The 23078-nt window shown below is 70.8% G+C and carries 22 protein-coding genes, 1 pseudogene and 1 riboswitch; of the genes and pseudogenes, 5 read left to right on the top strand and 18 right to left on the bottom strand.

Annotated elements, in window-relative coordinates; genetic code table 11:
- Positions 1 to 11: 11 nt before the first annotated feature.
- Positions 12 to 386 (top strand): RNA polymerase-binding protein RbpA, encoded by a 375-nt coding sequence (locus OG293_RS30765; RefSeq protein ID WP_003959706.1) that lies wholly within the window; start codon positions 12 to 14, stop codon positions 384 to 386.
- A gap of 195 nt (positions 387 to 581) precedes the next feature.
- Here the strand turns inward: OG293_RS30765 and fxsA are convergent, their stop codons facing one another.
- The 4 genes from fxsA to OG293_RS30745 form a co-directional block, all read right to left on the bottom strand.
- Positions 582 to 1172 carry an FxsA family membrane protein gene (gene fxsA, locus OG293_RS30760; RefSeq protein WP_406002029.1) on the bottom strand — a complete coding sequence of 197 codons (591 nt, stop codon included), beginning with the start codon at positions 1170 to 1172 and terminating at the stop codon, positions 582 to 584.
- Positions 1173 to 1266: 94 nt separating this feature from the next.
- Positions 1267 to 2058 carry a polyprenol monophosphomannose synthase gene (locus OG293_RS30755; RefSeq protein WP_406002028.1) on the bottom strand — a complete coding sequence of 264 codons (792 nt, stop codon included), beginning with the start codon at positions 2056 to 2058 and terminating at the stop codon, positions 1267 to 1269.
- A 550-nt stretch (positions 2059 to 2608) separates the two neighbouring features.
- A complete protein-coding gene (locus tag OG293_RS30750; protein ID WP_406002027.1) occupies positions 2609 to 4249 on the bottom strand; it encodes an amidohydrolase in 1641 nt (546 codons plus the stop codon).
- 9 nt (positions 4250 to 4258) lie between these two features.
- Positions 4259 to 4699 (bottom strand): Lrp/AsnC family transcriptional regulator, encoded by a 441-nt coding sequence (locus OG293_RS30745; protein ID WP_406002026.1) that lies wholly within the window; start codon positions 4697 to 4699, stop codon positions 4259 to 4261.
- Positions 4700 to 4903: 204 nt separating this feature from the next.
- Between OG293_RS30745 and OG293_RS30740 the strand changes: the two genes are divergently transcribed.
- On the top strand, positions 4904 to 5311 hold the full coding sequence (locus OG293_RS30740) for a hypothetical protein (RefSeq protein WP_406002025.1): 408 nt from the start codon (positions 4904 to 4906) through the stop codon (positions 5309 to 5311).
- An 8-nt stretch (positions 5312 to 5319) separates the two neighbouring features.
- Here OG293_RS30740 and OG293_RS30735 read toward each other — a convergent pair.
- Together OG293_RS30735 and OG293_RS30730 are read right to left on the bottom strand one after the other, a co-directional pair.
- Positions 5320 to 5476: pseudogene (locus OG293_RS30735) on the bottom strand (phosphotransferase family protein); the annotation flags it as partial.
- Between the two features lie 424 nt (positions 5477 to 5900).
- The gene (locus OG293_RS30730; RefSeq protein ID WP_406002024.1) at positions 5901 to 7073 is read right to left on the bottom strand and encodes an acyl-CoA dehydrogenase family protein; all 1173 of its coding nucleotides are present in this window, start codon (positions 7071 to 7073) and stop codon (positions 5901 to 5903) included.
- A gap of 343 nt (positions 7074 to 7416) precedes the next feature.
- Between OG293_RS30730 and OG293_RS30725 the strand changes: the two genes are divergently transcribed.
- Entirely contained in the window at positions 7417 to 8682 is a 1266-nt protein-coding gene (locus OG293_RS30725) for a glycoside hydrolase family 18 protein (RefSeq protein WP_406002023.1), read from the top strand.
- A gap of 63 nt (positions 8683 to 8745) precedes the next feature.
- Here the strand turns inward: OG293_RS30725 and OG293_RS30720 are convergent, their stop codons facing one another.
- Together OG293_RS30720 and OG293_RS30715 are read right to left on the bottom strand one after the other, a co-directional pair.
- The gene (locus OG293_RS30720) at positions 8746 to 9477 is read right to left on the bottom strand and encodes a TetR family transcriptional regulator (RefSeq protein ID WP_406002022.1); all 732 of its coding nucleotides are present in this window, start codon (positions 9475 to 9477) and stop codon (positions 8746 to 8748) included.
- Between the two features lie 159 nt (positions 9478 to 9636).
- Entirely contained in the window at positions 9637 to 11013 is a 1377-nt protein-coding gene (locus OG293_RS30715) for a peptidase C39 family protein (protein ID WP_406002021.1), read from the bottom strand.
- Positions 11014 to 11165: 152 nt separating this feature from the next.
- Between OG293_RS30715 and OG293_RS30710 the strand changes: the two genes are divergently transcribed.
- Both OG293_RS30710 and OG293_RS30705 read left to right on the top strand, forming a co-directional pair.
- Complete coding sequence (locus tag OG293_RS30710; RefSeq protein WP_406002020.1) at positions 11166 to 11804, top strand: uridine kinase; 639 nt, start codon at positions 11166 to 11168, stop codon at positions 11802 to 11804.
- Positions 11805 to 12191: 387 nt separating this feature from the next.
- Positions 12192 to 14087, top strand: a complete 1896-nt coding sequence (locus tag OG293_RS30705) for an AAA family ATPase (RefSeq protein WP_406002019.1) — start codon at positions 12192 to 12194, stop codon at positions 14085 to 14087.
- 14 nt (positions 14088 to 14101) lie between these two features.
- On the opposite strand, the gene OG293_RS30700 is transcribed toward OG293_RS30705, so the two are convergent.
- From OG293_RS30700 to ribD, 10 genes are all read right to left on the bottom strand, one after another.
- Positions 14102 to 15184, bottom strand: coding sequence for a hemolysin family protein (locus OG293_RS30700; protein WP_406002018.1), 1083 nt, complete (start codon positions 15182 to 15184; stop codon positions 14102 to 14104).
- The gene (locus OG293_RS30695; RefSeq protein ID WP_406002017.1) at positions 15181 to 16521 is read right to left on the bottom strand and encodes a hemolysin family protein; all 1341 of its coding nucleotides are present in this window, start codon (positions 16519 to 16521) and stop codon (positions 15181 to 15183) included. Before OG293_RS30695 ends, OG293_RS30700 begins: the two co-directional genes overlap by 4 nt.
- A gap of 267 nt (positions 16522 to 16788) precedes the next feature.
- Positions 16789 to 17262: a PH domain-containing protein gene (locus OG293_RS30690; protein WP_406002016.1), complete on the bottom strand. Its 474-nt coding sequence runs from the start codon at positions 17260 to 17262 to the stop codon at positions 16789 to 16791.
- 3 nt (positions 17263 to 17265) lie between these two features.
- Positions 17266 to 18114, bottom strand: coding sequence for an ATP phosphoribosyltransferase (gene hisG / locus OG293_RS30685; RefSeq protein ID WP_406002015.1), 849 nt, complete (start codon positions 18112 to 18114; stop codon positions 17266 to 17268).
- A gap of 45 nt (positions 18115 to 18159) precedes the next feature.
- The gene (locus OG293_RS30680) at positions 18160 to 18432 is read right to left on the bottom strand and encodes a phosphoribosyl-ATP diphosphatase (protein ID WP_142215995.1); all 273 of its coding nucleotides are present in this window, start codon (positions 18430 to 18432) and stop codon (positions 18160 to 18162) included.
- A gap of 34 nt (positions 18433 to 18466) precedes the next feature.
- Complete coding sequence (gene ribH / locus OG293_RS30675) at positions 18467 to 18952, bottom strand: 6,7-dimethyl-8-ribityllumazine synthase (RefSeq protein WP_406002014.1); 486 nt, start codon at positions 18950 to 18952, stop codon at positions 18467 to 18469.
- Positions 18953 to 18976: 24 nt separating this feature from the next.
- The gene (locus OG293_RS30670) at positions 18977 to 20314 is read right to left on the bottom strand and encodes a bifunctional 3,4-dihydroxy-2-butanone-4-phosphate synthase/GTP cyclohydrolase II (protein WP_406002013.1); all 1338 of its coding nucleotides are present in this window, start codon (positions 20312 to 20314) and stop codon (positions 18977 to 18979) included.
- A complete protein-coding gene (locus tag OG293_RS30665) occupies positions 20311 to 20955 on the bottom strand; it encodes a nicotinamide riboside transporter PnuC (RefSeq protein ID WP_406003764.1) in 645 nt (214 codons plus the stop codon). Before OG293_RS30665 ends, OG293_RS30670 begins: the two co-directional genes overlap by 4 nt.
- Positions 20956 to 20960: 5 nt before the next feature.
- Positions 20961 to 21569 carry a riboflavin synthase gene (locus OG293_RS30660; protein WP_406002012.1) on the bottom strand — a complete coding sequence of 203 codons (609 nt, stop codon included), beginning with the start codon at positions 21567 to 21569 and terminating at the stop codon, positions 20961 to 20963.
- Positions 21570 to 22643, bottom strand: coding sequence for a bifunctional diaminohydroxyphosphoribosylaminopyrimidine deaminase/5-amino-6-(5-phosphoribosylamino)uracil reductase RibD (gene ribD, locus OG293_RS30655; RefSeq protein WP_406002011.1), 1074 nt, complete (start codon positions 22641 to 22643; stop codon positions 21570 to 21572).
- 152 nt (positions 22644 to 22795) lie between these two features.
- Positions 22796 to 22926: riboswitch (FMN riboswitch) on the bottom strand.
- Positions 22927 to 23078 lie beyond the last annotated feature (152 nt).

Here is a 23078-nt window from a genome sequence, read left to right as displayed (position 1 = left end):
AGGCACGATTCATGAGTGAGCGAGCTCTCCGCGGTACGCGCCTCGTGGTTACCAGCTACGAGACGGACCGCGGCATCGATCTGGCCCCGCGCCAGGCGGTGGAGTACGCATGCCAGAACGGACATCGTTTTGAGATGCCGTTCTCGGTAGAGGCGGAAATTCCGCCGGAGTGGGAGTGCAAGGCGTGCGGCGCCCAGGCACTCCTGGTGGACGGGGATGGCCCCGAGGAGAAGAAGGGCAAGCCGGCGCGAACGCACTGGGACATGCTTATGGAGCGGCGCACCCGCGAGGAACTGGAGGAGGTGCTGGCCGAGAGGCTGGCGGTCCTGCGTTCCGGCGCCATGAACATCGCTGTGCATCCGCGCGACAGCCGGAAGTCCGCCTGATCACGTAACACCACCGCACGTACAGCGACACACGAGCCGCGGGCCGTCTCACGTCATGTGAGACGGCCCGCGGCTCGTTGCGTGACGATCCTGCGGGCCTGCCCAGGCAGCTCCGCGGTGTCCGGGGGCACGGGATCCGCGCGGGGCCGGGGGGCCAGGGGCACGGGCTCCGCTCCGTGGCCGCGGGTCAGGGGGTCAGGGGGTCAGCGGCGGCCTGGGGCCGCCCTCGTCCTCGTAGCCGCCCGCGGGCGTCCCGTCCTGCCGGATGACCTCCCCCTGCACGACCTTCCCGTCCGGACGGTGCATGCGCGCCTGCTGGAAGGCGTCCCCCAGGCTGCCGGGTGCGGCACTGCGCATACGGCGTTCGAGCGAGCGCTCCGCGTACCGGCCGAGCATCGAGCGGACAGGCGGTAGCAGAAGCAGCAGCCCCGCCGCGTCGGAGATCAGACCGGGCAGCATCAGAAGCAGACCGCCGAGCATCAGGAAGCCGTTGCCCGTGCCGCCGTTGGCGGCGCCGGGGCTCGCCTCGGGAGTCAGCCCCGACTGCTGCCGCTGGACCGTCTCGGTGAGATTGCGGAAGGCACGCCCGCCGGCCCGCTTGATCACGACGGCGCCGAGGACGGCGCCGCCGATGAGCAGGGCGAGGACCGTGAACCCGCCCGCCGCCGAGGCGACGAGGATCAGCAGCCACACCTCCAGGACCACCCAGGCGGCGATGCCGAGCGGGACGAAGGTGCGGGCGCGGGAGCGCTTGGGGGCCGTCGGGAGCGGTGTGCCGGTCGTCATGCTCCCAGTGTGCCTGGGCACCGGGCGGAGCGGAGGAAGGGGTGATCAGGAGGACCGGCCGCCGGCGCCGCGCGACGGACCGGGCCGGAAGGTGTCAGGGGGACTTGCGACCGAGGAGACGATTCGCCCGGCCTCCGACGCCCCAGGCAGTGACCCGCCAGAGCGCCTCGACGACGATGTCCCGGCTCATCTTGGAGTCGCCCAGTTCCCGCTCGACGAAGGTGATCGGTACCTCGACGACATGGAATCCGGCGGCGACGGCGCGGCGAGCCAGGTCGACCTGGAAGCAGTAGCCCTGCGAGGCCACCTCGGTGAGCCCGAGGCCCTGGAGGGTCTCGGCACGGAAGGCCCGGAAACCGCCGGTCACGTCCCGGATCGGGACGCCGAGAAGCAGACGGGAGTAGGTACTGCCGCCGCGGGAGAGGAACTCCCGGGACTTGGGCCAGTTCACCACCCGTCCGCCGGGGACCCAGCGCGAGCCGAGAACCAGGTCCGCGCCCTTGAGGGCGGTCAGCAGGCGGGGCAGCTCCTCCGGCTGGTGGGAGCCGTCGGCGTCCATCTCGACGAGCACGCCGTAGCCGTGCTCGATGCCCCAGGCGAAGCCCGCCAGGTAGGCGGCTCCGAGGCCCTCCTTGCCCTTGCGGTGCAGCACGTGCACCTGCTCGTCCTGGGCGGCGAGTTCGTCGGCGATCTTGCCGGTCCCGTCGGGGCTGTTGTCGTCGGCGACGAGGATGTCCACCGCGGGCACGGCGGCCCGCACCCGGGCGACGATCGGCTTGATGTTCTCGGCCTCGTTGTAGGTCGGAATGATCACCAAGGCTCTGCCGAGCGGGCCGTACCGCCTCCCCCGGTCTTCGCCGTGAGGAACCGCACCACCGTCGTTCACTGCTGCCCCTTAGAGTCCGTGCACGGAGCCCCACCATAGCGAGCGCCGGGCGCCCGGCCGCGGCGGCACGGAGCTGGGGTGTCGTGTCGCGGACCTGGCGGAGAAGGTGTGAGAGGTCCGCGGCGGGGTCGGGCAGACAGCCTCACGAAGCGGACCAGGGCCCGGCGTCCTTCGGGCCGACCTGGGACCCGCTGGCTGCGGGTCGACCGAGAGCCGTTGTCTACTGAACGCCGGGCCCCACCCGGGTCACACCTGCCGTCCGGCTGAAACCTTCCCTCGCCCCCGAGGCGCGGGCGCTGAACCTGGCTCCCAGTGGCAGTGCGCCGGTGCGACACCCTGCCCCATGACCCAGCGGCGTTCGACGACTGCGTGGAAGTTGCCGGTCGGACGTCCCGTGGTGGACTCGGCCGAACCTACCGGCCGGTGGGCGCTCCGTGTCAACAGTCCTGCGATCTGCGCGCTTTACCCGAATGACCAGGTCAGGCCCGAAGATCCGCAGGTCGCGGCGGAGCGTTCGGAACTTCGATCGGCGGTACGAAATGTCCGCACGTCACTCGTTCGGCCGCTCGAAGATGGTTTGTCCGAAGACCACGGTCCGCAGACAGACCGGGAGTTCGGCGCCGGGGGTGAGGTCGGGCAGGCCGGGCGTGCCCGACCGGGGGTCGGTGGACCAACGGGCGACCCGGTCGTCGGGGGCCTGGACGACGAGTTCCTCGGTGCGCCACAGGGCGTAGTCCGCGGGCGCGCCGGGCACCAGAACCCCCGCGTCGTCGCGGCCGACGGCCCGCCGGCCGCCGCGTGTATGGGCCGCGAACGCCGCACGGACGGAGACCCGGTGCCCGGGTGTCCGGTGGAAGGCCGCGGCCCGGACCGTGCCCCACGGGTCCAGCGGCGTCACCGGGCTGTCGGAGCCGAAGGCGAGAGGCACGCCGGCCCGCAGGAGGGCGGCGTACGGGTTGAGTGTGCGGGCCCGCTCGACGCCGAGGCGCTGCGCGTACATCCCGTCCTCGCCGCCCCAGGCCGCGTCGAAGGCGGGCTGGACGGAGGCGGTGAGACCGAACTCGGCGAAGGCCGCGATGGTTTCGGGGGTGAGCATCTCGGCGTGTTCGACGCGGTGGCGGGCGGCGCGGACACGGGCAAGGCCGAGCGTCTCGGCGGCTGCCCGGACGCCGTTGGTGACGGCGCTGAGCGCGGCGTCCCCGATGGCGTGGAATCCGGCCTGCAGCCCCGCCTCGGTACAGGCGGTGACATGGGAGGCGATCTCGGCCTCGTCGAGATGAGCGGTGCCGGTGTGCGGGGCGTCGGCGTAGTCGGAGTGCAGGCAGGCGGTGTGCGAGCCGAGGGATCCGTCGACGAAGAGGTCGCCGGCCGCGCCGATCGCGCCGAGTTCACGGATGCGCTGCGCGTCCTTCGCGTTCGCGACCCGTTCGGCCCAGTAGCCGAGGACCCTGGGGCCGGCTTCCGCGTCGGCGAGCGCGAGCAGGGACGTGAAGTCGTCCTCGTCGCAGATGTCGGGGCCGGCGCATTCATGGACGGTGCCGATGCCCAGCGACGCCGCCCGCGCGAGTGCGGCGCGCTGCGCGGCGGCGCGCTGGCCGGGAGTGATCGCACCGTTGGCCGCGGACCGCACGGCGTGATGGGCGGCGGCCGTCAGCGGCGCGTCCGGGCGGTACCCGGCGAGGCCCGTGACCCCGGGGACCAGGTCGAGCAGGGCTGTGGTGACCACGGCCGAGTGGACGTCGATCCGCGGCAGATACAGGGGGCGGCCTCCTGCCGCCTCGTCCAGTTCGGCGCGGGAGGGCGGGCGCTGCTCCGGCCAGCGCGTGGCGTCCCAGCCGTGCCCGAGGAGCACCCTGTCGCCCGGGTGGGCGGCGCCGTGCCGCCGTACGAGATCGAGGGCGTCGGCCAGCGTGCGCGCGCCGGACAGGTCGAGCCCGGTGAGGGCCAGACCGGTCGCGGTGGTGTGAACGTGTGCGTCGGTGAACGCGGGGGTGACGAGAGCCCCTTCCAGATCGACCACCTCGTCGACGCCGGAGGCGAACGCGTCGGCGGCGCCCTCGGAGCCCACCCAGGCGACACGCCCTCGTTCGACGACCATCGCCGTGGCGAAGGGGTCGGCGGGGCTGTGGACTTCTCCACCGCGCAGCAGCACGGTGCGGTGTTCGCTCTGAGGGGCGGTGCTCTCGGTCATGGGACCAGCCTAGATACGCGGCGGGCGTGCCTCGTACGGGGTGGACAGCACGACAGTGGTGCGGGTCGACACGCCGGACAGCGAACGGATGCGGGTGAGCAGATGCTCCAGCTCCAGCGGGGTCGGGACGCGCACCTTGAGGATGTAGTTCTCGTCGCCCGCCACGCTGTGACAGGCCTCGATCTCGGGCACGTCGGCGAGGCGTTCCGCGATGTCGTCGGGTGCGCTGGGGTCGAAGGGTTTCACCGAGATGAACGCGGTGATCGGCAGCCCGACCGCCTCGGGATCGACGACGGCGGCGTAGCCGCGGATGACACCACGCTGCTCCAGGCGGCGGACGCGCTGATGCACCGCCGACGTGGACAGGCCCGTGGCCTTGCCCAGGTCGGTGTAGCTCATCCGGCCATCCTTGACGAGCAACTCCACGATCTGACGATCCAGCTCCTCCATGCGGATCAACCTATTGCCCCGGGTCCCTTCCGGCACAGTCTGCTGCGGCGTGCGGGGGCACCTGCGGCGGGCATGTGACTAATGCCACAGGTTTGTGGCAGTGTCCCTCGTGACCGAGTGGTTACCCGCCGGGCCGGTGGGGAATTGCTTGCTGAGGTCGAGGCCGCAAGTGCCTGGTCGGCCCACCCGAGGGGGAGATTCTCCATGCAGAGTGTCAAGAACAGCGGACGTACCGAACCGGAGCCCGCCGATTCGGCCGAACCGGCCGAGATGGACGAGTTCGACGCGTACGACACCTTTGAGATGTACCGGGTCATCTGCCCGGACTGCGCACAGCCGATCGCCCTGCTGGCGGACGAGGACGTCCTGCCGGAGCATGCGCTGTGCCCCACGCCGTGGAATCCGTTCGGGCTCACCGTGTGCTCGGGCACCGGCCGGGCGGCCTCCCAGGCGCGCCCCGCCGACGAGACCCTTGAGGTCCAGGAACAGGACACAGCGCTGCTGTTGACGCTCCCCCAGGGTCTCGACTGGCGGACGCAGCCCTTCTCGCACGTCGGCGGTCCCGGCTCGCGACCTGTGCAGGTGCCGCAGATGCGGCGCCATGCCGCCTGATCACCCCGGTAGCTTCCCTGCACCATGGCGGCGAGAGTGCCGTGGTGCAGGATCAGACTGTCCCTGCTCGGCCGGGACCTCGACCTCACCGGAACACACCTGCCGGTAGGCGACGCGCAACATGCCGATCGCGTGCCGCAGGGCCGCGCAGAGCGTGTGGAAGTCCGAACCTCCCGAGCGGACAAGGGAATTGACAGAGGGAATTGACAGTACGTCAGAAGCCTTGCGGGAGGCCGGAGGCAGTGGTGGTACCCGTGCGACCAGGGCGCCCGGGTCGTGGTGGCGGTGGGGCGGGAGGCGTTGGCGGTCGGCCCCGGCGGGCGGATTCGCGGGCGGGCCCGCGAAGTACGGGCCGCCTCCGGGAGCCGCGCGCCCGGGAGCGTGGTGACCGGCCCGTCGGACCCGGGCACCGGGACTGCGGTGACGGCCGGCCGGACCCGGAGGCCGGGTCCGGGCTGCCGTGGTCAGGCGGTCGCCGCCCGGTGGGCCACCCGCACCGGAGCCTGGGCGCGCCGCGGACGAACACCGCCGGGGCGACGCGACCCCGAGTGGGGCGGACTCGCGGCGCCTGCGGCCTTCGGCCGGCGATTCAGCGCGTCTCAGGCCCGGCCAGGTGACGGGCGATGACCATGCGCTGGATCTGATTGGTGCCCTCGACGATCTGGAGCACCTTGGCCTCACGCATGTAGCGCTCGACGGGGAAGTCAACGGTGTAGCCGTAGCCGCCGAGCACCTGGACCGCGTCTGTCGTGACGCTCATCGCCGTGTCCGTGCAGAACAGCTTCGCCATCGCGGCCTCCTTCGAGAAGGGCCGTCCCGCGTCCCGCAGCCGGGCCGCCGCGAGGTAGAGCGCACGGCCCGCCTCGATCCGGGTGGCCATGTCGGCGAGCATGAAGCGCAGCCCCTGGAAGTCCGCGATGGGCCTACCGAACTGCTGCCGCCCGGTCGCGTAGGAGACCGCCTCGTCCAGGGCCGCCTGGGCGAGCCCGATGGCGCAGGCCGAGATGCCGAGCCGGCCCGAGTCGAGAGCGGAGAGTGCGATCGCGAAGCCCTGGCCCTCCTCGCCGATCCGGCGGGTGTCGGGCACCCGTACGCCGTCGAAATTGAGCTGGGCGGTGGGCGAGCCCTTCATGCCCATCTTCTTCTCGGGGGCGGCGGGGTTCAGCCCCCGCACATCGCCCGGGACAAGGAAAGCGGTGATGCCGCGGGGGCCCTCGCCGCCGCTGCGGGCCAGCACGGTGTAGAAGTCGGCGACTCCGCCGTGCGTGATCCACGACTTGGTTCCGGTGATCACCCAGCTGTCCCCGGCGCGCACGGCCTTGGTGCGCAGCGATGCGGCGTCGGAGCCCGAGGCGGGCTCGGACAGGCAGTACGCGCCGAGGAGGCCGCCCCCGAGCATGGCGGGCAGATGCTCGGCCTGCTGCTCCTTGGAGCCGTAGCCGGCGAGGCCGTGGCAGGCGAGGGAGTGGACGCTGACACCGAGCCCGACGGTGAGGCGGGCGGCCGCAAGCTCTTCGAGCACCTGGAGGTAGACCTCGTACGGCTGGTCTCCGCCACCGTATGAGGAGTCGTACGGAAGGCCCAGAAGCCCGGACTCGGACAGCAGCGAGAAGACCTCGCGCGGGAAGCGTCCCGCTTCCTCCTCCTCGGCCGCCTTGGGAGCGATCTCCCGCTGGATGATGTCGCGCACCAGGGCGATGAGATCCCTGGACTCCTCGGTGGGCAGTTGACGTTCCACCGTCTGCGGGGCGCGGTCGGTCATAGCGGCGCTCTCCTCCCTGTCGGGCGCTGCGGCGTCGCGCGCGAAAGGGTGTGGGCGCGCCGCCGGACTTACTGCCAGGCCGATGCTGCCCTTCCGGATCACGAAAGCGGCTTGGTGGTGGCTGTGGCGCGTTGAGTATGCCCGATCAGCGGAGTTCCGTCACGGGTCGGCCTCGTCACCTCCGTGCGCAGGGGCGTCCAGCCGAATTGGTACGAACCATTGACCAACTGGTCTAGTCCTTCTACTGTTCCCTCCACCGCATGGCCGCGTTCATGCCAAAAGCCCGACGGCTGACTGCACAGCACATCCCCCACTCGATCTCCCTCCCCCACGAGGAGACCTGATGCTCGCACCACACCGTCCCCGCGCCCGCTTCCGGGCGCTCATCGCCGCCGCCTGTACCGCCGCCCTCGGCGCCACGCTGCTCACCGGCGCCCATCTCGCCTCGGCGGGCGAGTCCGCACCGGACACCAAGCCCGCCGCCCGGGCCGCGGCGGCTCCCAAGGCGGGGAACAAGGTGATCGGCTACTTCACCGAATGGGGCGTCTACGACCGCAACTACCACGTCAAGAACATCCAGACGTCCGGGTCCGCGAACAAGCTGACCCACATCAACTACGCCTTCGGCAATGTCACCGGCGGCAAGTGCGCGATCGGCGACTCATTCGCCGACTACGAGAAGACCTACACCGCCGCCCAGAGCGTCGACGGCGTCGCCGACACCTGGGACCAGCCGCTGCGCGGCAGCTTCAACCAGCTGCGCAAGCTGAAGAAGCTCCACCCTGGCCTGAAGGTCCTGTGGTCCTTCGGCGGCTGGACCTGGTCCGGCGGCTTCGGCCAGGCAGCGGCCAACCCGGCGGCCTTCGCCCAGTCCTGCTACAACCTGGTCGAGGACCCCCGCTGGGCAGATGTCTTCGACGGCATCGACATCGACTGGGAGTACCCGAATGCCTGCGGCCTGAGCTGCGACACCAGCGGCCGGGAGTCGTTCAAGAACCTGATGTCCGCGCTGCGTTCGAAGTTCGGCGGCTCGAACCTGGTGACGGCGGCGATCACCGCGGACGCCTCGTCCGGCGGCAGGATCGAGGCGGCGAACTACGCGGGCGCGGCCCAGTACGTCAACTGGTACAACCCGATGACGTACGACTTCTTCGGCGCCTGGGCGGCGCAGGGCCCCACCGCCCCGCACTCGCCGCTCACCTCCTACACCGGCATCCCTCAGCAGGGCTTCAACACCGACGCGGCGATCAAGAAGCTGAAGGGTCTCGGCGTCCCCTCGTCGAAACTGCTGCTGGGTATCGGCTTCTACGGACGCGGCTGGACCGGTGTGACCCAGAAGGCGCCCGGGGGCACGGCGACCGGCCCGGCGCCGGGCAAGTACGAGCAGGGCATCGACGACTACAAGGAACTGAAGTCCAGGTGCCCGGCGGGCGGCACCGTCGCCGGGACCGCCTACGCCCACTGCGGCAACCAGTGGTGGAGCTATGACACCCCCTCCACCATCGCCGGGAAGATGACCTACAAGAACCAGCAGGGGCTGGGCGGCACCTTCTTCTGGGAGCTCAGCGGTGACACCACGAACGGGGAGCTGATCAAGGCCATCAACTGACCTGCGGGGCAAGGGGAAGCAGGGACCGGGGGCGGGCAGTCGTGGCTGCTGCCCGCCCTCGTGTCATGCCTCGGCCGGCGCGGGCTCCGCGAAGGGCGCGCCATCCGCCGCCGCCTCCGGCTCGGCCCCGTCCGTGACGGGCAGGGACTCGGTGAGCGCGGCGGGCAGCGGCTCCGTGGGCGGCTCCGGGCACCCGGGCTCGAAGTCCGCGATCGTGTGCAGCGTGCCCCGCAGCATCCTCATCAGCAGCGCGCACACCGTCTCGCGGGTCAGCTCGGGATGGCCCAGCCAGTCGAGGGTGATCCCTTCGACGCTGCTGAGCCAGCCCAGCAGCGCGAGCCGGGCGAGCATGGGGATGTCGCGCCTGCCGTACGCGCCTTCGGCGATGGTGGCGATCAGCTCGTCGCGCACCGCGTCACGTATGGACTGCACCTGGGTGTCGAAGCCGACGCCCCCCGTGACGATCGTGCGGAAGGCCGCCTGGTGGTGCTGTGCGTAGCGCAGATAGCCGTCGATCGTGCGGTACACCCGCTCGGCGCGCGGCAGCTCGGTCTCGCCGGCCGCGCGCGAGACGAGGTCGGCCACCGAGTCCTCGATGATCGCCAGGTAGTAGCCGCGTTTGCTCTTGAAGTAGTAGTAGATCAGGCCCTTGGCCACTCCGGCATGTTTGGCGATGTCATCCATCGACAGTGCGTCGTACGACGTGTCGGCGAACAACTTCCGTCCGGTTGCGATGAGTTCACCGCGGCGCACCTGCGATCGTTCGGTGGCGCCGCGCTGTTGACTAATGTTCAAATCGAGCCCTAGTCTCCAACTGCCACAGGATCTCCGCAGTATGGCAGACCTCTGCCCGCCGGCTTCCGGGCAGCCGGGCGCCCTGGCTTTCGGGCGCTGCCGCAGTCCGAGCTGGGTGACGAGCGAGGACCACGACGAGGGGCTCTCACCGGCCGGCTCTCAATGGATGCCGAAGGCCGCGAGGGCGAGGCGCTGGGCGGCCGTGGGGTGCGCCGGCCAGTACAGGTAGCAGACACCGCCCGTGCCCGGTACCACCTTCCCGCTCGCGTTGTGGCGCTTGGTCCGGAGCCAGATCGTCTCCCACTCGGCGCGCCGGTAGACGCGGCGTACGGCGGCATTGCTGGGTGACGCCGGATCGTTCGCGATCACATCGCCGCCCGCCGTGAAGCCGATCACTGTCATCAGATGGCCGGAGGTGCCGTAGCCCGCCCCGCTCAGCTCTTCCTTGAGGAACGACTGTGACGTCAGGGCCGGGATGCCCGCGCGGATCAGCGTCTCCAGGTCGGTGAGCGAGGAGAGCCGGGTGACGACCGCGTTCATGTCCCGGTAGGTCGCCGCATAGGCCGCGTTGAAGGGCCAGTTTCCGCAGCCGCTGTACTGGTGGTCGAAGGTGTACCGGGCGGCGTGGCAGACCTGGGGGTCCGCGAAGGCCGGATTCACCCAGGCCAGGTCGGCCACGGTGGGCTTGCGGCCCCAGTACTCGAGGACCATCTGCGAGGAGGTCGGACTGCACCAGGCCTCTCCGCCGTTGTCGTACTCCGGGTACTGGCCCACGTGCGTGTTCTGCGAGTACCGCGGCACGGCCAGCTCTCGCGCGAGACCCGGCTTCGACGCGGGTACGGTGAAGCGGCCCGGGACGTCGGATGCCATCGCGCCGAGCCGCCACACGGTGGGCGTGAGAGTCGTTCCGGGCAAGCGGTAGAGGGTCAGCCGCAGCTGGTACGAGCTCAGCCGCAGCCCGCTCGCCGCGTCGTCGATCGCGAACGTGTCGGTCCAGACGCTCGCCCTGCCGTCGCCCTGGTCGTCGAGCGAGGTGCGCCGGATGTCCCCGTCGCCGGCCGCCCACCGGCCCATCACGAACCAGGGGGTCGAGGTCGTGTCGGAGTAGGTGCCGCGGAGCTCGACCTGGAGCCAGGTGCCGGACGGGGTGGCGGCGTTCCAGGAAGCGATGACCTCGGTCGCGGGCACCCGGGAGACATGCGCCGGCGAGGTCCAGGTGGCGTACTCCCAGGTGGCCTTCTTGCCGGTGTGCGGATCGGTGTACTCGGTGCGGCCCGCCGGGGTGGCGATGACGAGGGCGGGGCGAAGGCCGGCGACCGCCTGTGTGCCGGCCGCGGTACCGCTGCGCCAGTCCGTGTACGAGACCCAGAAGTGGTTGTCCACCGGTGGCGACGGCGTGCCGTGTCCGTGCCCCGCGGGCTCGGTGGCCGGAACGGCGGTGGGCGTCGCCACGGCCGAGGCCGACAGCGCGCCGGCGCCGGCCGCTGCCGCGATCGCGGCGCCCAGCAGAGTTCTGCGCGAAGGTGATCCGGCCATGGGGCCCCCAAGTCAGGTGCGCGACAGTGGCCCAACTATTGCGGGCAGGAGCACCCTTCTGCCAGCTTCCGGAGCCGCGTCGCGCCACCAATATTGGTCTCTTCCACTGGCGTGACCTGCGGCGGCGGCTTCGGGCCTCGTAGGGTGGCCGGATGGACGACCTCGATCGGCGGGCAGCGGCGCTTGCCGCGCTGCCGCCGTCCTGCGGACCGGTGCGGCTGATCGCGGTCGACGGCCACGCGGGCTCGGGCAAGAGCACCTTCGCCGCCCGGCTGGCCTCGGCCATCGGCGGCGAGGGAGGCGGTGTGCCGGTGCTCCACCTCGACGACCTGGCCACCCATGAGCAGCTCTTCGAGTGGACGGACCGGATGCTGTCCCAGGTGATCGAGCCGCTCTCGCACGGAAGAACCGCACACTATGACCCGTACGACTGGATTCTGCGGCGCTTCGGGTCTCCACGCGCCCTGGCAGCCGCTCCGGTCGTACTGATCGAGGGAGTGGGAGCGGGGCGACGGGAGTTGCGCCCGTACCTGGCGGGGCTGCTGTGGATGGAGATAAACGCCGAAGAATCCTGGCAGCGGGGCCGGAGCCGGGACGGAGGCGAACTCTCTTCCTTCTGGGACGGGTGGATCGTGGCGGAGGCTCGCCATTTCGCGGAGGACCCCTCGCGTCCGTTCGCAGATGCCCTGGTATGCGAGTTTCGGGAGGGGTACAAGTGGCTCCCGGGACCTCCTGCGACAGCGCGTTCGAACCAATCCATCACGCAGGGTGACTACTCTCCCCCGGCATAATGAGCAGTCGGAAGTCCCGCTCAAGAGTGCCTCAACTCTTCTTGACCGACGGGGCTGACAGGTCTTACGTTCTCAATGTGCGGCTTTCCGAAGCCGCCGCAGACGCGAAGCCCCCGGTTGTTCCCCCGTGATCGGGGGCTTCGTTCTGCCCCTTCCCCTCCCCTTGGCACGGCACCCCTCGTTCCGCTTACCCAGGGTCACCGCCACCGGATCACTTCTGTGCCCTTCGTCGCAGCCGCCATGCGCAGGTACGATGCACCCCGGTGGGGTCAATTCCCGTCCACGGCATGGCGGTTCAGTGCGTTGCCCACGGTCGCCCGCCCGGCGCCGGGGGTCCGGGGAGCCTCCCCCGGACAACACAGGACAGGTGCACTTGTGGGGGACCTGATGGACATCGGCACGCAGGGCGCACCGGCCCCGGCCGACCTCGCCTGGGTTCGCGGCGTGGACGCCTACACCATGGGCGCGTACCCGCAGGCCGAGGAGGAGTTCCGCACCGCCGTGCGGCTCGATCCCGAGATGGCCGACGGCTGGCTGGGGCTGCACGCCCTGCGCGTCGACACCACCAACGCGCTGCTGCGCATGTACCGCGCACGTGAGCGCTTCGGCGAGCAGCGGGCCCGTCACCGCCGCACCCTCAACTCCTGGTACTGGCTCGGCTGGTGGGTCCAGCCGGTCCTGGAGAGCCCGCGCGACCTCCTGCTCGCGCACGCCTCGCACTGGCTCGACGGCCGCCATGTGCCGGAGCTGGACCGCGCGCTCGCCGGGCTCCCTCCGGTGGACGCCGACCCTCAGGTGCGCTTTCTGCACGCCTGCCGGGCCTATCTGGTCAAGGACTGGGAACAGCTCGTACGCCACACCGAGCCGCTGGTGAGCGATCCGATGCTGGGCATCGAGGCCGGGCTCTTCGGTGGCATGGCCCGGGTGCGTCTGGAGATGTACGGGCAGGCCGAGCCGATGCTCTCCGCGGCCCTGATGCGCTGCCGCAGCGAGCAGCCTCAGCGCAAGGAGCTGCGGTACTGGCTGGCGCGGGCACACGAGGGCACCGGCCGCAGCGCCGCCGCCCTGCCGCTGTACCGCGCGGTGCACCGCATCGACCCGGCCTTCATGGACACCTCCGCGCGGCTCGCGGCGATCGCCGAGTACGACGGCATCGACGGATACGACGACCCTGCCGGGCTCGCGACGGTGTCCCTGGCCGGTGTGGGGCAGGAGGCCGTCGACGCGCAGGCCGACGGGGACGGCTCCCCGGCGGCGGAGGCGCGCGTCGGCCTCGATCCGCAGACCCAGCTGCCGGGGTCGGTGCCGAGCGTGCCGCCGGAGAGTCCGCGACACAAGGCGGTCGTCCCCGCGCAGCCCTCGCCCCCGGCCTTCCCGGCGGGGTCCACCGATCCGGCGCTGCTCGACGAGGCGCTGGCCGAGCTGGAGCGGATGGTGGGTCTGGAGCCGGTCAAGCGCCAGGTCAAGGCGTTGTCCGCGCAGCTGAAGATGGCCCGGCTGCGCGCCGGTCAGGGACTTCCCGTCCAGCCGCCGAAGCGTCACTTTGTTTTCTCCGGTCCCTCCGGTACCGGCAAGACCACCGTGGCCCGCATCCTGGGCCGGGTCTTCTACGCCCTCGGGCTGCTCGGCGGGGACCATCTGGTGGAGGCCCAGCGTTCGGATCTGGTCGGCGAGTTCCTCGGACAGACCGCGGTGAAGGCCAATGAGCTGATCGACTCGGCGCTCGGCGGGGTGCTCTTCGTGGACGAGGCCTACAGCCTCTCCAACTCCGGCTACAGCAAGGGCGACGCGTACGGCGACGAGGCCCTTCAGGTTCTGCTCAAGCGCGCCGAGGACAACCGCGACCATCTGGTGGTCATCCTGGCCGGCTATCCGGAAGGCATGGACCGGTTGCTGGCGGCCAACCCCGGTCTCTCCTCCCGGTTCACCACCCGGGTCGACTTCCCCTCGTACCGCCCGCTCGAACTGACCGCGATCGGCGAGGTCCTCGCCGCCGAGAACGGCGATGTGTGGGACGACGAGGTCCGCGAGGAACTGCGCTCCATCAGCGGCCATGTGGTGGACCAGGGCTGGATCGACGAACTCGGCAACGGCCGATTCCTGCGCACGCTGTACGAGAAGAGCTGCGCCTACCGCGATCTGCGGCTCTCCGGATATCCGGGCACGCCGACCCGTGAGGACCTCGCCACGCTGCGGCTGCCCGATCTGATGCAGGCGTACGGCGAGGTGCTGTCGGGCCGCGGTCCGGTGGACCGCGGCCCGCAGGATCCCCCGCTGGGCTGAGGGCGCCCGGGGGCTCAGCCCACCAGGGCGGTGTCCAGGGACGGCTGGTGCGCCCGGGGACCCGTGACCCGGTGGGACGGGTCACGCACCTCGCCGACCAGCATCTCCAGGACGTCCTCCAGCGCGACCAGACCCAGCACCCGGCCGGACGCGTCCGCGACCTGGGCCAGGTGGGTGGCCGCGCGGCGCATCACGGCGAGAGCGTCGTCGAGCGGGAGCTCGGCCCGCAGGGTCGCCATGGGGCGCCAGATGTGCTGGGGCACGGCCCGCACGCCGTCCTCCAGGTCGAGGACGTCCTTGACGTGCAGATACCCCATGTACGGCCCGGATCCGTCCGCGCAGACCGGGAAGCGGGAGTAGCCGGTGCGCACGGTCAGCTCCTCGATCTGGCGGGGAGTCACCGACGGCGGGACCGTCACCAGGGCGGAGCGCGGGATCAGCACATCGGCCACCGGGCGGCTGCCCAGCTCCAGCGCGTCCTCCAGCCGCTCCTGCTCCGCCGGCTCCAGAAGACCGGCCTGCCCGGAGTCCTCGACGAGCCGGTTGAGCTGCTCGCTGGTGAAGACCGACTCCACCTCGTCCTTCGGCTCGACGTGGAAGGCCCGCAGCACCAGCCGGGCGCAGGCGCCGAGTCCCACCGTGACCGGCCGGCACAGCCGGGCGAAGCCGACCAGGCCGGGGCCCAGCCAGAGCGCGGTCTTCTCGGGGGCTGCCATCGCCAGGTTCTTCGGGACCATCTCGCCGATGACGAGATGCAGAAAGACGACCGCGGCCAGGGCGATGACATAGCCCAGGGGATGGATGAGCCCCTCGGGCACCCGGGCCGCGTGGAAGACGGGCTCCAGCAGCCGGGCCACAACCGGCTCGGCCACCGCGCCGAGGGTCAGCGAGCAGACGGTGATGCCGAACTGTGCGGCCGCCATCATCTGCGGCAGATTCTCCAGTCCGTGCAGCACCTGCCGGGCCCGGGACGAGCCCTCGGCCGCGCGCGGCTCGATCTGGCTGCGGCGTACGGAGACGAGCGCGAACTCGGCCCCGACGAAGAACCCGTTCGCCAGGACCAGCAGCAGCGCGAACAGCAGTTGGAGGACGCTCATCGCGCGGCCTCCGTCACGGCCGGCACCTCGGTGAGACGCACCAGGCGCACCCGCTCGGCGCGATAGCGGTCCACCTGGCGCACGGAGAGCCGCCAGCCGGGCAGCTCGGCCCGGTCCCCGGGGGCGGGGATGCGCCCCAGCAGATCGGCCACCAGGCCGGCCACGGTCTCGTACGGGCCGTCCGGCACATCGAGGCCTATGCGCCGCAGGGTCAGAACCCGGCAGCTGCCGTCGGCCTCCCAGGCGGGGTTGCCCTCCTCGGCCGCCGCGGGGGCGAGTTCGGGGCGGGCGTCGGCCTCGGCGTCGTGTTCGTCGCGGACCTCACCGACGAGCTCCTCGATGATGTCCTCCAGGGTGACGACCCCAGCGGTTCCGCCGTACTCGTCGACCACCACCGCGATGGGCTGCTCGCTGCGCAACCGCTCCAGGAGCTGCTGCACGGGCAGCGTCTCGGGCACCAGCAGCGGCGGTACGGCCACCCGGTCCACCGGCGTGCGCAGCCGCTCGTCCACGGGCACCGCGAGCGCGTCCTTGAGGTGGACCATCCCGACGATCTCGTCGATGCGCTCCCGGTAGACGGGGAAGCGGGACAGGCCGGTCGCCCGGGTGAGATTGAGGACGTCGGCCGCGGTGGCGTAGCTCTGCAGAGCGCTCATCTTCACCCGCGGGGTCATTACATGCTGTGCGGTCAGGTGCCCGAGGGACAGGGTCCGTACGAACAGATCGGCGGTGTCCTGCTCCAGGGCTCCGGCCTGCGCCGAGCGGCGGGCGAGAGAGACCAGCTCGCCCGGGGTGCGGGCGGACGCCAGCTCGTCGGCCGGTTCGACGCCGAGCAGGCGTACCAGCCGGTTGGCGACGGTGTTGAGCAGGGTGATCACGGGGCGGAAGGCGGTCGAGAAGAGGTGCTGCGGTCCGGCGACGAACCGTGCTACCTGCAACGGCCGCGAGACCGCCCAGTTCTTGGGGACGAGCTCACCGATCACCATCTGGACGGCGGAGGCGAGCAGCATGCCGATGACCACCGCGACGCCGGAGGCGGCCCCATCGGGCAGTCCGGTGGCGGTCAGCGGTCCGTCGAGCAGCTGGGCGAGGGCCGGTTCGGCGAGCATGCCGACGACGAGCGAGGTGATGGTGATGCCGAGCTGGGTGCCCGAGAGCTGGAAGGAGAGCTCCCGCAGTGCGGTGACGACACGGCGGGCGCGGCGGTCGCCGTCGGCCGCAGCGCGTTCGGCGTCGGCACGCTCCACGGTGACAAGGCCGAACTCGGCCGCCACGAAGAAGCCGTTGGCGAGGATCAGGAGAAGGGCTGCGGCGAGCAGCAACAGGGGGATGATCATGCCGCCGCCTCCTGGGAGGGGGCGGCGCAGGTACTACCGGACGATCCGTCCATTGCTGGAGGGAGTCACTCCTCGGGTCGCAGGTGTCCCGCGGGCCGATGGCGGCCGGGGTGATGCGGGACGGGGCGCACGGGGCGCCGCCGTCACCAGAGTAATCAAGCCGACGGCACTCGGGGCAGGGGCATCGCCGCTCGCGTCGCCGTGGCCCTCGTCTCACTGCCCCGGCGTCCGGGCCGTCCCGGGCCGGGTCCGCTCGTCCGGATTCGTCTACCGGTCTTCGTCCGGGCGGGTGCCCCGGCTCTCGGCGAGGCTCCGCAGGGCGCGGGCGTCGCGGATCGCGTGCTGCCTGGCGATGCCGGGCTGGATGCCGAGTACGGGCAGGCTGGTGCCGTCGCTGAGGTCGAGGAAGACCCAGGGGTCGCCGGGGCGCAGATTCACCCTCAGGATCTCCGCCCACGCCAGCCGGCGCGTACGGGTGAGGTTGACGACGGTGACGCCGTCCTCGTCGGCGACCACCTTGGGACGGCTCAACAGGGCCAGGACGCCGAAGAAGATCAGCGCGGTGAGGACGAAGCTGCTCCGCTCCCCCGCGCTCAGCTTTTCGAGGAGCAGGGCGACCGCGGTGATCACGGCGAACATCGCCGCGCCCACGGTCAGCAGGACGACCCGGGTGCGGGTCGGCCTGAATGTGACCGGAAGCGCGGGGACTTGAGGCGCGTCGGTGGGCATCGTGGCGGGCATCCCTCAGAGCCTGCAGGCGTGGATGGCCGTGGTGAGGATCGCGCGCGCCCCGAGGTCGTACAGGTCGTCCATGATCCGCTGTGCTTCCTTGGCAGCGACCATCGAGCGGACGGCGACCCAGCCCTCGTGGTGGAGCGGTGAGATGGTCGGTGATTCGAGACCCGGGGTGAGGGCGACGGCCTGCTCCAGGTGCTCGACCCGGCAGTCGTAGTCCATCATCACGTAGCTGCGGGCGACCAGGACGCCCTGGAGGCGGCGCAGGAACTGCTGCACCTTCGGGTCGTCACCGTTCGCACCGGTGCGCCGGATGACGACCGCCTCGGACTTCATGATCGGCTCGCCGATGACCTCCAGGCCGGCATTGCGCAGGCTGGTGCCGGTTTCCACGACATCGGCGATGACCTGGGCCACTCCGAGCTCTATGGCCGTCTCGACGGCGCCGTCGAGGTGGACGACGGAGGCGTCGATGCCGTTGTCCGCGAGGTGCTTGGCGACGATGCCCTCGTACGAGGTGGCGATCGTCATTCCGCCGAAGTCGGCGACGCCCCCCGCCGTGCCGGGCTTGGTGGCGTAGCGGAACGTGGAGCGGGCGAAGCCGAGCTGGAGGATCTCCTCGGCGCTGGCGCCGGAGTCGAGCAGCAGATCGCGGCCGGTGATGCCGATGTCGAGTTTGCCGGAGCTGACGTAGATCGCGATGTCGCGGGGGCGCAGATAGAAGAACTCGACCTCGTTCTCGGGGTCGACGAGAACGAGCTCCTTGGACTCCTTGCGCTGCTGGTAGCCGGCCTCATGGAGCATCGCCGACGCAGGTCCGGACAGTGAACCCTTGTTGGGGACGGCGATGCGCAGCATGAGACCGGGTTTCCTTTGCTCGTACATGTGGGGAAGAGGTGATGCTCAGAGGTGGGCGTAGACGTCGTCGAGGGAGATCCCGCGGGCGACCATCATCACCTGGACGTGGTACAGCAGCTGCGAGATCTCCTCGGCGGCGGCTTCCTTGCCCTCGTACTCGGCGGCCATCCACACCTCGGCGGCCTCCTCGACGACCTTCTTGCCGATGGCATGCACGCCCTTGTCCACCAGTTCGGCGGTGCGGGAGGTGGCCGGGTCGCCGTTCTTCGCCTTGAGCTGCAGCTCGGCGAAGAGCTCTTCGAAGGTTTTGTTCGCCATGATGGTCTCAGAGTAGAGGGTGCGCCCGGACGACTCAGCGCCAGGGTTCGCTGACGCTGCGCAGCGTCGTGGCGGTGGCCAGCGCGGCCGTGACGGCCTCGTGCCCCTTGTCCTCGTTGGACCCCTCAAGACCGGCCCGGTCCAGCGCCTGCTCGTCGGTGTCGCAGGTCAGCACCCCGAATCCGATCGGGACGCCGGTGTCCACGGAGACCTGGACGAGTCCCTGGGTCACGCCCTGGCACACATACTCGAAGTGCGGGGTGCCGCCGCGGATGACGACGCCGAGCGCGACGATCGCGTCGTAGCCGCGGCCGGCCAGCACCTTCGCGACCACCGGGAGCTCGAAGCTGCCGGGGACACGCAGCAGTGTCGGCTCGTCGATGCCCAGCTCGTGCAGGGCTCGCAGGGCACCGTCGACGAGGCCGTCCATGACCTTCTCGTGCCACTGGGCCGCGATCACCGCCACCCGCAGGTCGCCGCAGTTGCGTACGGACAGTTCGGGTGCACCCTTGCCGCTCATGTTTCTCCCTTGATGCTTACTGGCTTACTGGTTGCCGCAGGCGGACGTCGTGGAGGCGTCGAGCCAGGGCAGGTCGTGTCCCATCCGGTCCCGCTTGGTGCGCAGATACCGGAGGTTGTGCTCCCCCGCCTGGACGGGCATCGGCTCCCGCTCGTGGACCGTGAGGCCGTGCCGGACGAGCGCGGTGATCTTGTCGGGGTTGTTGGTCATCAGCCGCAGGCTGCGTACGCCGAGGTCCTCCAGGATCTGGGCGCCGGCCGCGTAGTCGCGGGCGTCGGCGGGCAGTCCGAGTTCGAGGTTGGCGTCGAGGGTGTCGCGCCCGCGCTCCTGGAGCTCGTACGCACGAAGCTTGGACAGCAGGCCGATCCCACGGCCCTCGTGGCCGCGCAGATAGACCACGACACCGCGCCCGGTCTCGGTGATGTGCTCCATCGACGCCTGGAGCTGGGGGCCGCAGTCGCAGCGCAGCGAGTGGAAGATGTCGCCGGTCAGGCACTCGGAGTGGACGCGGACGAGAACGTCCTCGCCGTCGCCGATGTCGCCGTGGACGAGGGCGACATGCTCGATGCCGTCGATGGTGGAGCGGTAGCCGTAGGCGGTGAACTGCCCGAAGGAGGTGGGCAGATTGACCTCGGCCTCCCGCTCGACGGTCGGCTCGGAGGTGCGGCGGTAGGCGATCAGGTCGTCGATGGAGATGATCGTCAGGCCGTGCTTGCGGGCGAACGGGATCAGCTCGGGCAGCCGCAGCATCACCCCGTCCTCGCCGGCGATCTCGACGATCGCGCCGGCCGGCCGCAGGCCCGCGAGCCGGGCGAGATCGACGGCGGCCTCGGTGTGGCCGTTGCGCACCAGCACACCGCCCGGCTTGGCCCGGAGCGGGAAGACGTGCCCGGGGCGTACGAAGTCGCAGGCCTCGGCCTCGCCGCCGGCCAGCAGCCGCAGGGTGGTGGCGCGGTCGGCCGCGGAGATGCCGGTGGTGACGCCGAACGCGGGGCCCGCGTCGACGGACACGGTGAAGGCCGTCTGCATGGACTCCGTGTTGCGGTCGACCATCTGGGGCAGTTCGAGCCGCTCCAGGTCCTCGCTCTCCATGGGAGCGCAGATCAGGCCGCGGCACTCGCTCATCATGAAGGCGACGATCTCGGGGGTGGCCTTCTCGGCGGCGATGACGAGGTCTCCCTCGTTCTCGCGGTCCTCGTCGTCGACGACCACGACGGGCCGTCCGGCCGCGATGTCGCGGATGGCCTGCTCGACCGGGTCGAGTGCGAAGTCCTCGACGTTGTCGGTGGAGTACCACGTGGGCGTCGAGGGGGTGACGCGAGGCGCCTCGGGCACGGTGGTGGGTGACGGGCGGGAGGTCATGCTGCCGCTCCTTCCAGGGAGGGCTTGGCGCTCGTACGGGAGCGCAGCCACCAGTCGCGCATGCCCCACAGGACGAGCGCGCCGTAAAGGACATAGACGAAGCCGGAGAAGGCGAAGCCGTTGGCGAAGTTGAGCGGAACGCCGACGAGGTCGACGAGCAGCCAGGCGAACCAGAACTCGACCAGGCCGCGGGCCTGGGCGTACATGGCGATCAGCGTGCCGACGAAGATGTACGCGTCGGGCCACGGGTCCCAGGAGAGGGACGGCTGAAGGGTGAAGAGCCCGGCGACGGCGACGGTGCCGACGGCCGCGGCGGCGACGAGGACTCCGCGCTCACGCCGGCTCGCGAAACGGACGGCGATCGAGCCGTCCTGGGCCTGCTGCCGGCCGCGGGTCCACTGCCACCAGCCCCACGCGGCGACGACCATGACCACGACCTGCTTGCCCGCGCTGCCCGTCAGATGGGACGAGGCGAAGGCGACGAAGAGTACGAGGCCGGAGACGAACTGCACCGGCCAGGTCCATACGGAGCGCCGCCAGCCGAGTGCGAGCGCGGCCAGCCCGATCGTGTTGCCGATCATGTCGGACCACTTGATGTGCTGGTCGAAGGCGGTGAACGCCTCCGAGTTCAACCAGGACACGGCGCTCACTTCGCGGACTCCCCGGAGCCGGTGCCGAGCAGCCGCTCGACGTACTTGGCGATGACGTCGACCTCAAGGTTGACCGGGTCACCGGTCTGCTTGATGCCGAGCGTGGTCAGCGCGAGGGTGGTGGGGATGAGGCTGATGGTGAAGTAGTCGGGCCCGGCGTCGACGACCGTGAGGCTGACGCCGTCGACGGTGATCGAGCCCTTCTCGACGACGTAGCGGGTCAGGTCGGCGGGGAGGGAGATCTTGATGATCTCCCAGTTCTCCGATGGCTTCCGTTCGAGGATGGTGCCGCTGCCGTCCACGTGGCCCTGGACGATGTGACCGCCGAGCCGGTCGCCGACGGCCATCGGGCGCTCCAGGTTGACGCGGGAGCCCGCTTCGAGCGCGCCGAGGCTGGAGCGGTTCAGAGTCTCGGCCATCACATCGGCGGTGAACTCGCCGTCGCCGAAGTCCACGACCGTCAGGCACACACCGTTGACGGCGATGGAGTCGCCGTGCTTGGCGCCCTCGGTCACGACGGGGCCGCGCAGTCGGAAGCGGGAGGAGTCGCCGAGATTCTCGACGGCGGTGACCTCACCCAGCTCTTCAACGATTCCGGTGAACACTCAACGCTCCTTTGGCGTGGCGGTGATGCGAAGGTCGGGACCGATGCGTACGGCCTCGGTCACGTCGAGGCGCAACGCCTCGGTGATCGTGGAGATTCCGGCGTCGGCGAGGGCGCCGGGGCCCGCGCCGAGAAGGACGGGGGCGAGGTAGCCGACGACCTTGTCGACGGCGCCCCGGGCGACGAAGGCTCCCGCCAGGGTGGGGCCGCCTTCGAGGAGTACGGAGCGGATGCCGCGCTCGTGCAGGGCGTCCAGCAGAGCCGGTACGGACAGACCGTGCTCCGCGCGAGGAAGCCGTACGACATCGGGGAGTCGGGTCTCGGCGTCCTCGGCGACCGCGATCAGCGTGGGCGCGGCGTCGTCGAGGACGCGGGCGCCGGCCGGCACGGCGGTGGCTTCGGTGTCGACGACGACCCGCAGCGGCTGGACCGCGCCCTCGATGCCGCGTACCGCGAGGTGCGGGTCGTCGGCGCGGGCGGTGCCGGAGCCGACGATCACGGCGTCGGCCTCGGCGCGCAGGCGGTGCACGTCGGCGCGGGACTCGGGCGACGTGATCCAGCGGCTGGTGCCGTCCTGGGCGGCGATCCGGCCGTCGAGGGTCGCCGCGTACTTCCACAGGACGTAGGGGCGGCCGAGGCGTACGGAGGTGAGCCAGGCGATGTTGCCCGCTTCGGCCTCGTCCGTGAGCAGGCCCTGCTCGACCTGGACGCCGGCGGCACGCAGGGTGTCACCGCCGCCGGTCGCCTTGAGATCGGGGTCGGCGACCGCGTACACGACCCGGCTGATCCCGGCCTCGACGAGGGCCTGGGCGCAGGGGCCGGTGCGGCCGGTGTGGTTGCAGGGTTCGAGGGTGACGTACGCGGTGCCTCCGCGGGCACGCTCGCCCGCGTCGCGCAGGGCGTGGACCTCGGCATGGGGGCCGCCGGCCCGCTGGTGGTAGCCGGAGCCGACCGGCGCTCCGGAGGCGTCGAGAATGACGCACCCGACGACCGGGTTGGGGCTGGTGGAGCCGAGTCCGCGGGCGGCGAGCACGATGGCTCGGCGCATGGCGTCCACGTCGGCTGCGGTGGCCACCGGGTCCTCCTGCCTCTTCGGGCACGGACTCCGGGGCCTGTCGATGACGACAGAGAAACGGAACGACGATGCACACACGCCGGGACCGAGCACACCGATCGCCGGACAACGGCGATCAGCCACTACGGCCGACGAACCGTGAAGGTCGCCCGCCGCGCACTGCCTCCCATCCGGACTTTCACCGTCGGTCCAGGAATTTCACCTGGTCAACCGGCCGCTGGATGCGGACGGGTCGCGGACTATAACCGCCGGTTCGGAATTACACCGACCCCGGAGTGCGCTGCTGCTGATACAGGCCCAGTGTGCCACGCCCGCCAGTGGGCCACGCGAGTGAATTGCTGTGGGCTGGCTCACAAGGTCACCTCCGGCCGGCGCGGCTGGATCTCTTGACCTGACTGGTCTAGTCCAATTACCCTCTGCGACACCTCCGCGGAT

Source organism: Streptomyces sp. NBC_00829, from assembly GCF_045161795.1.
Classification (GTDB): Bacteria; Actinomycetota; Actinomycetes; order Streptomycetales; family Streptomycetaceae; genus Streptomyces.
This window is presented reverse-complemented; position numbering and strand designations above follow the sequence as displayed.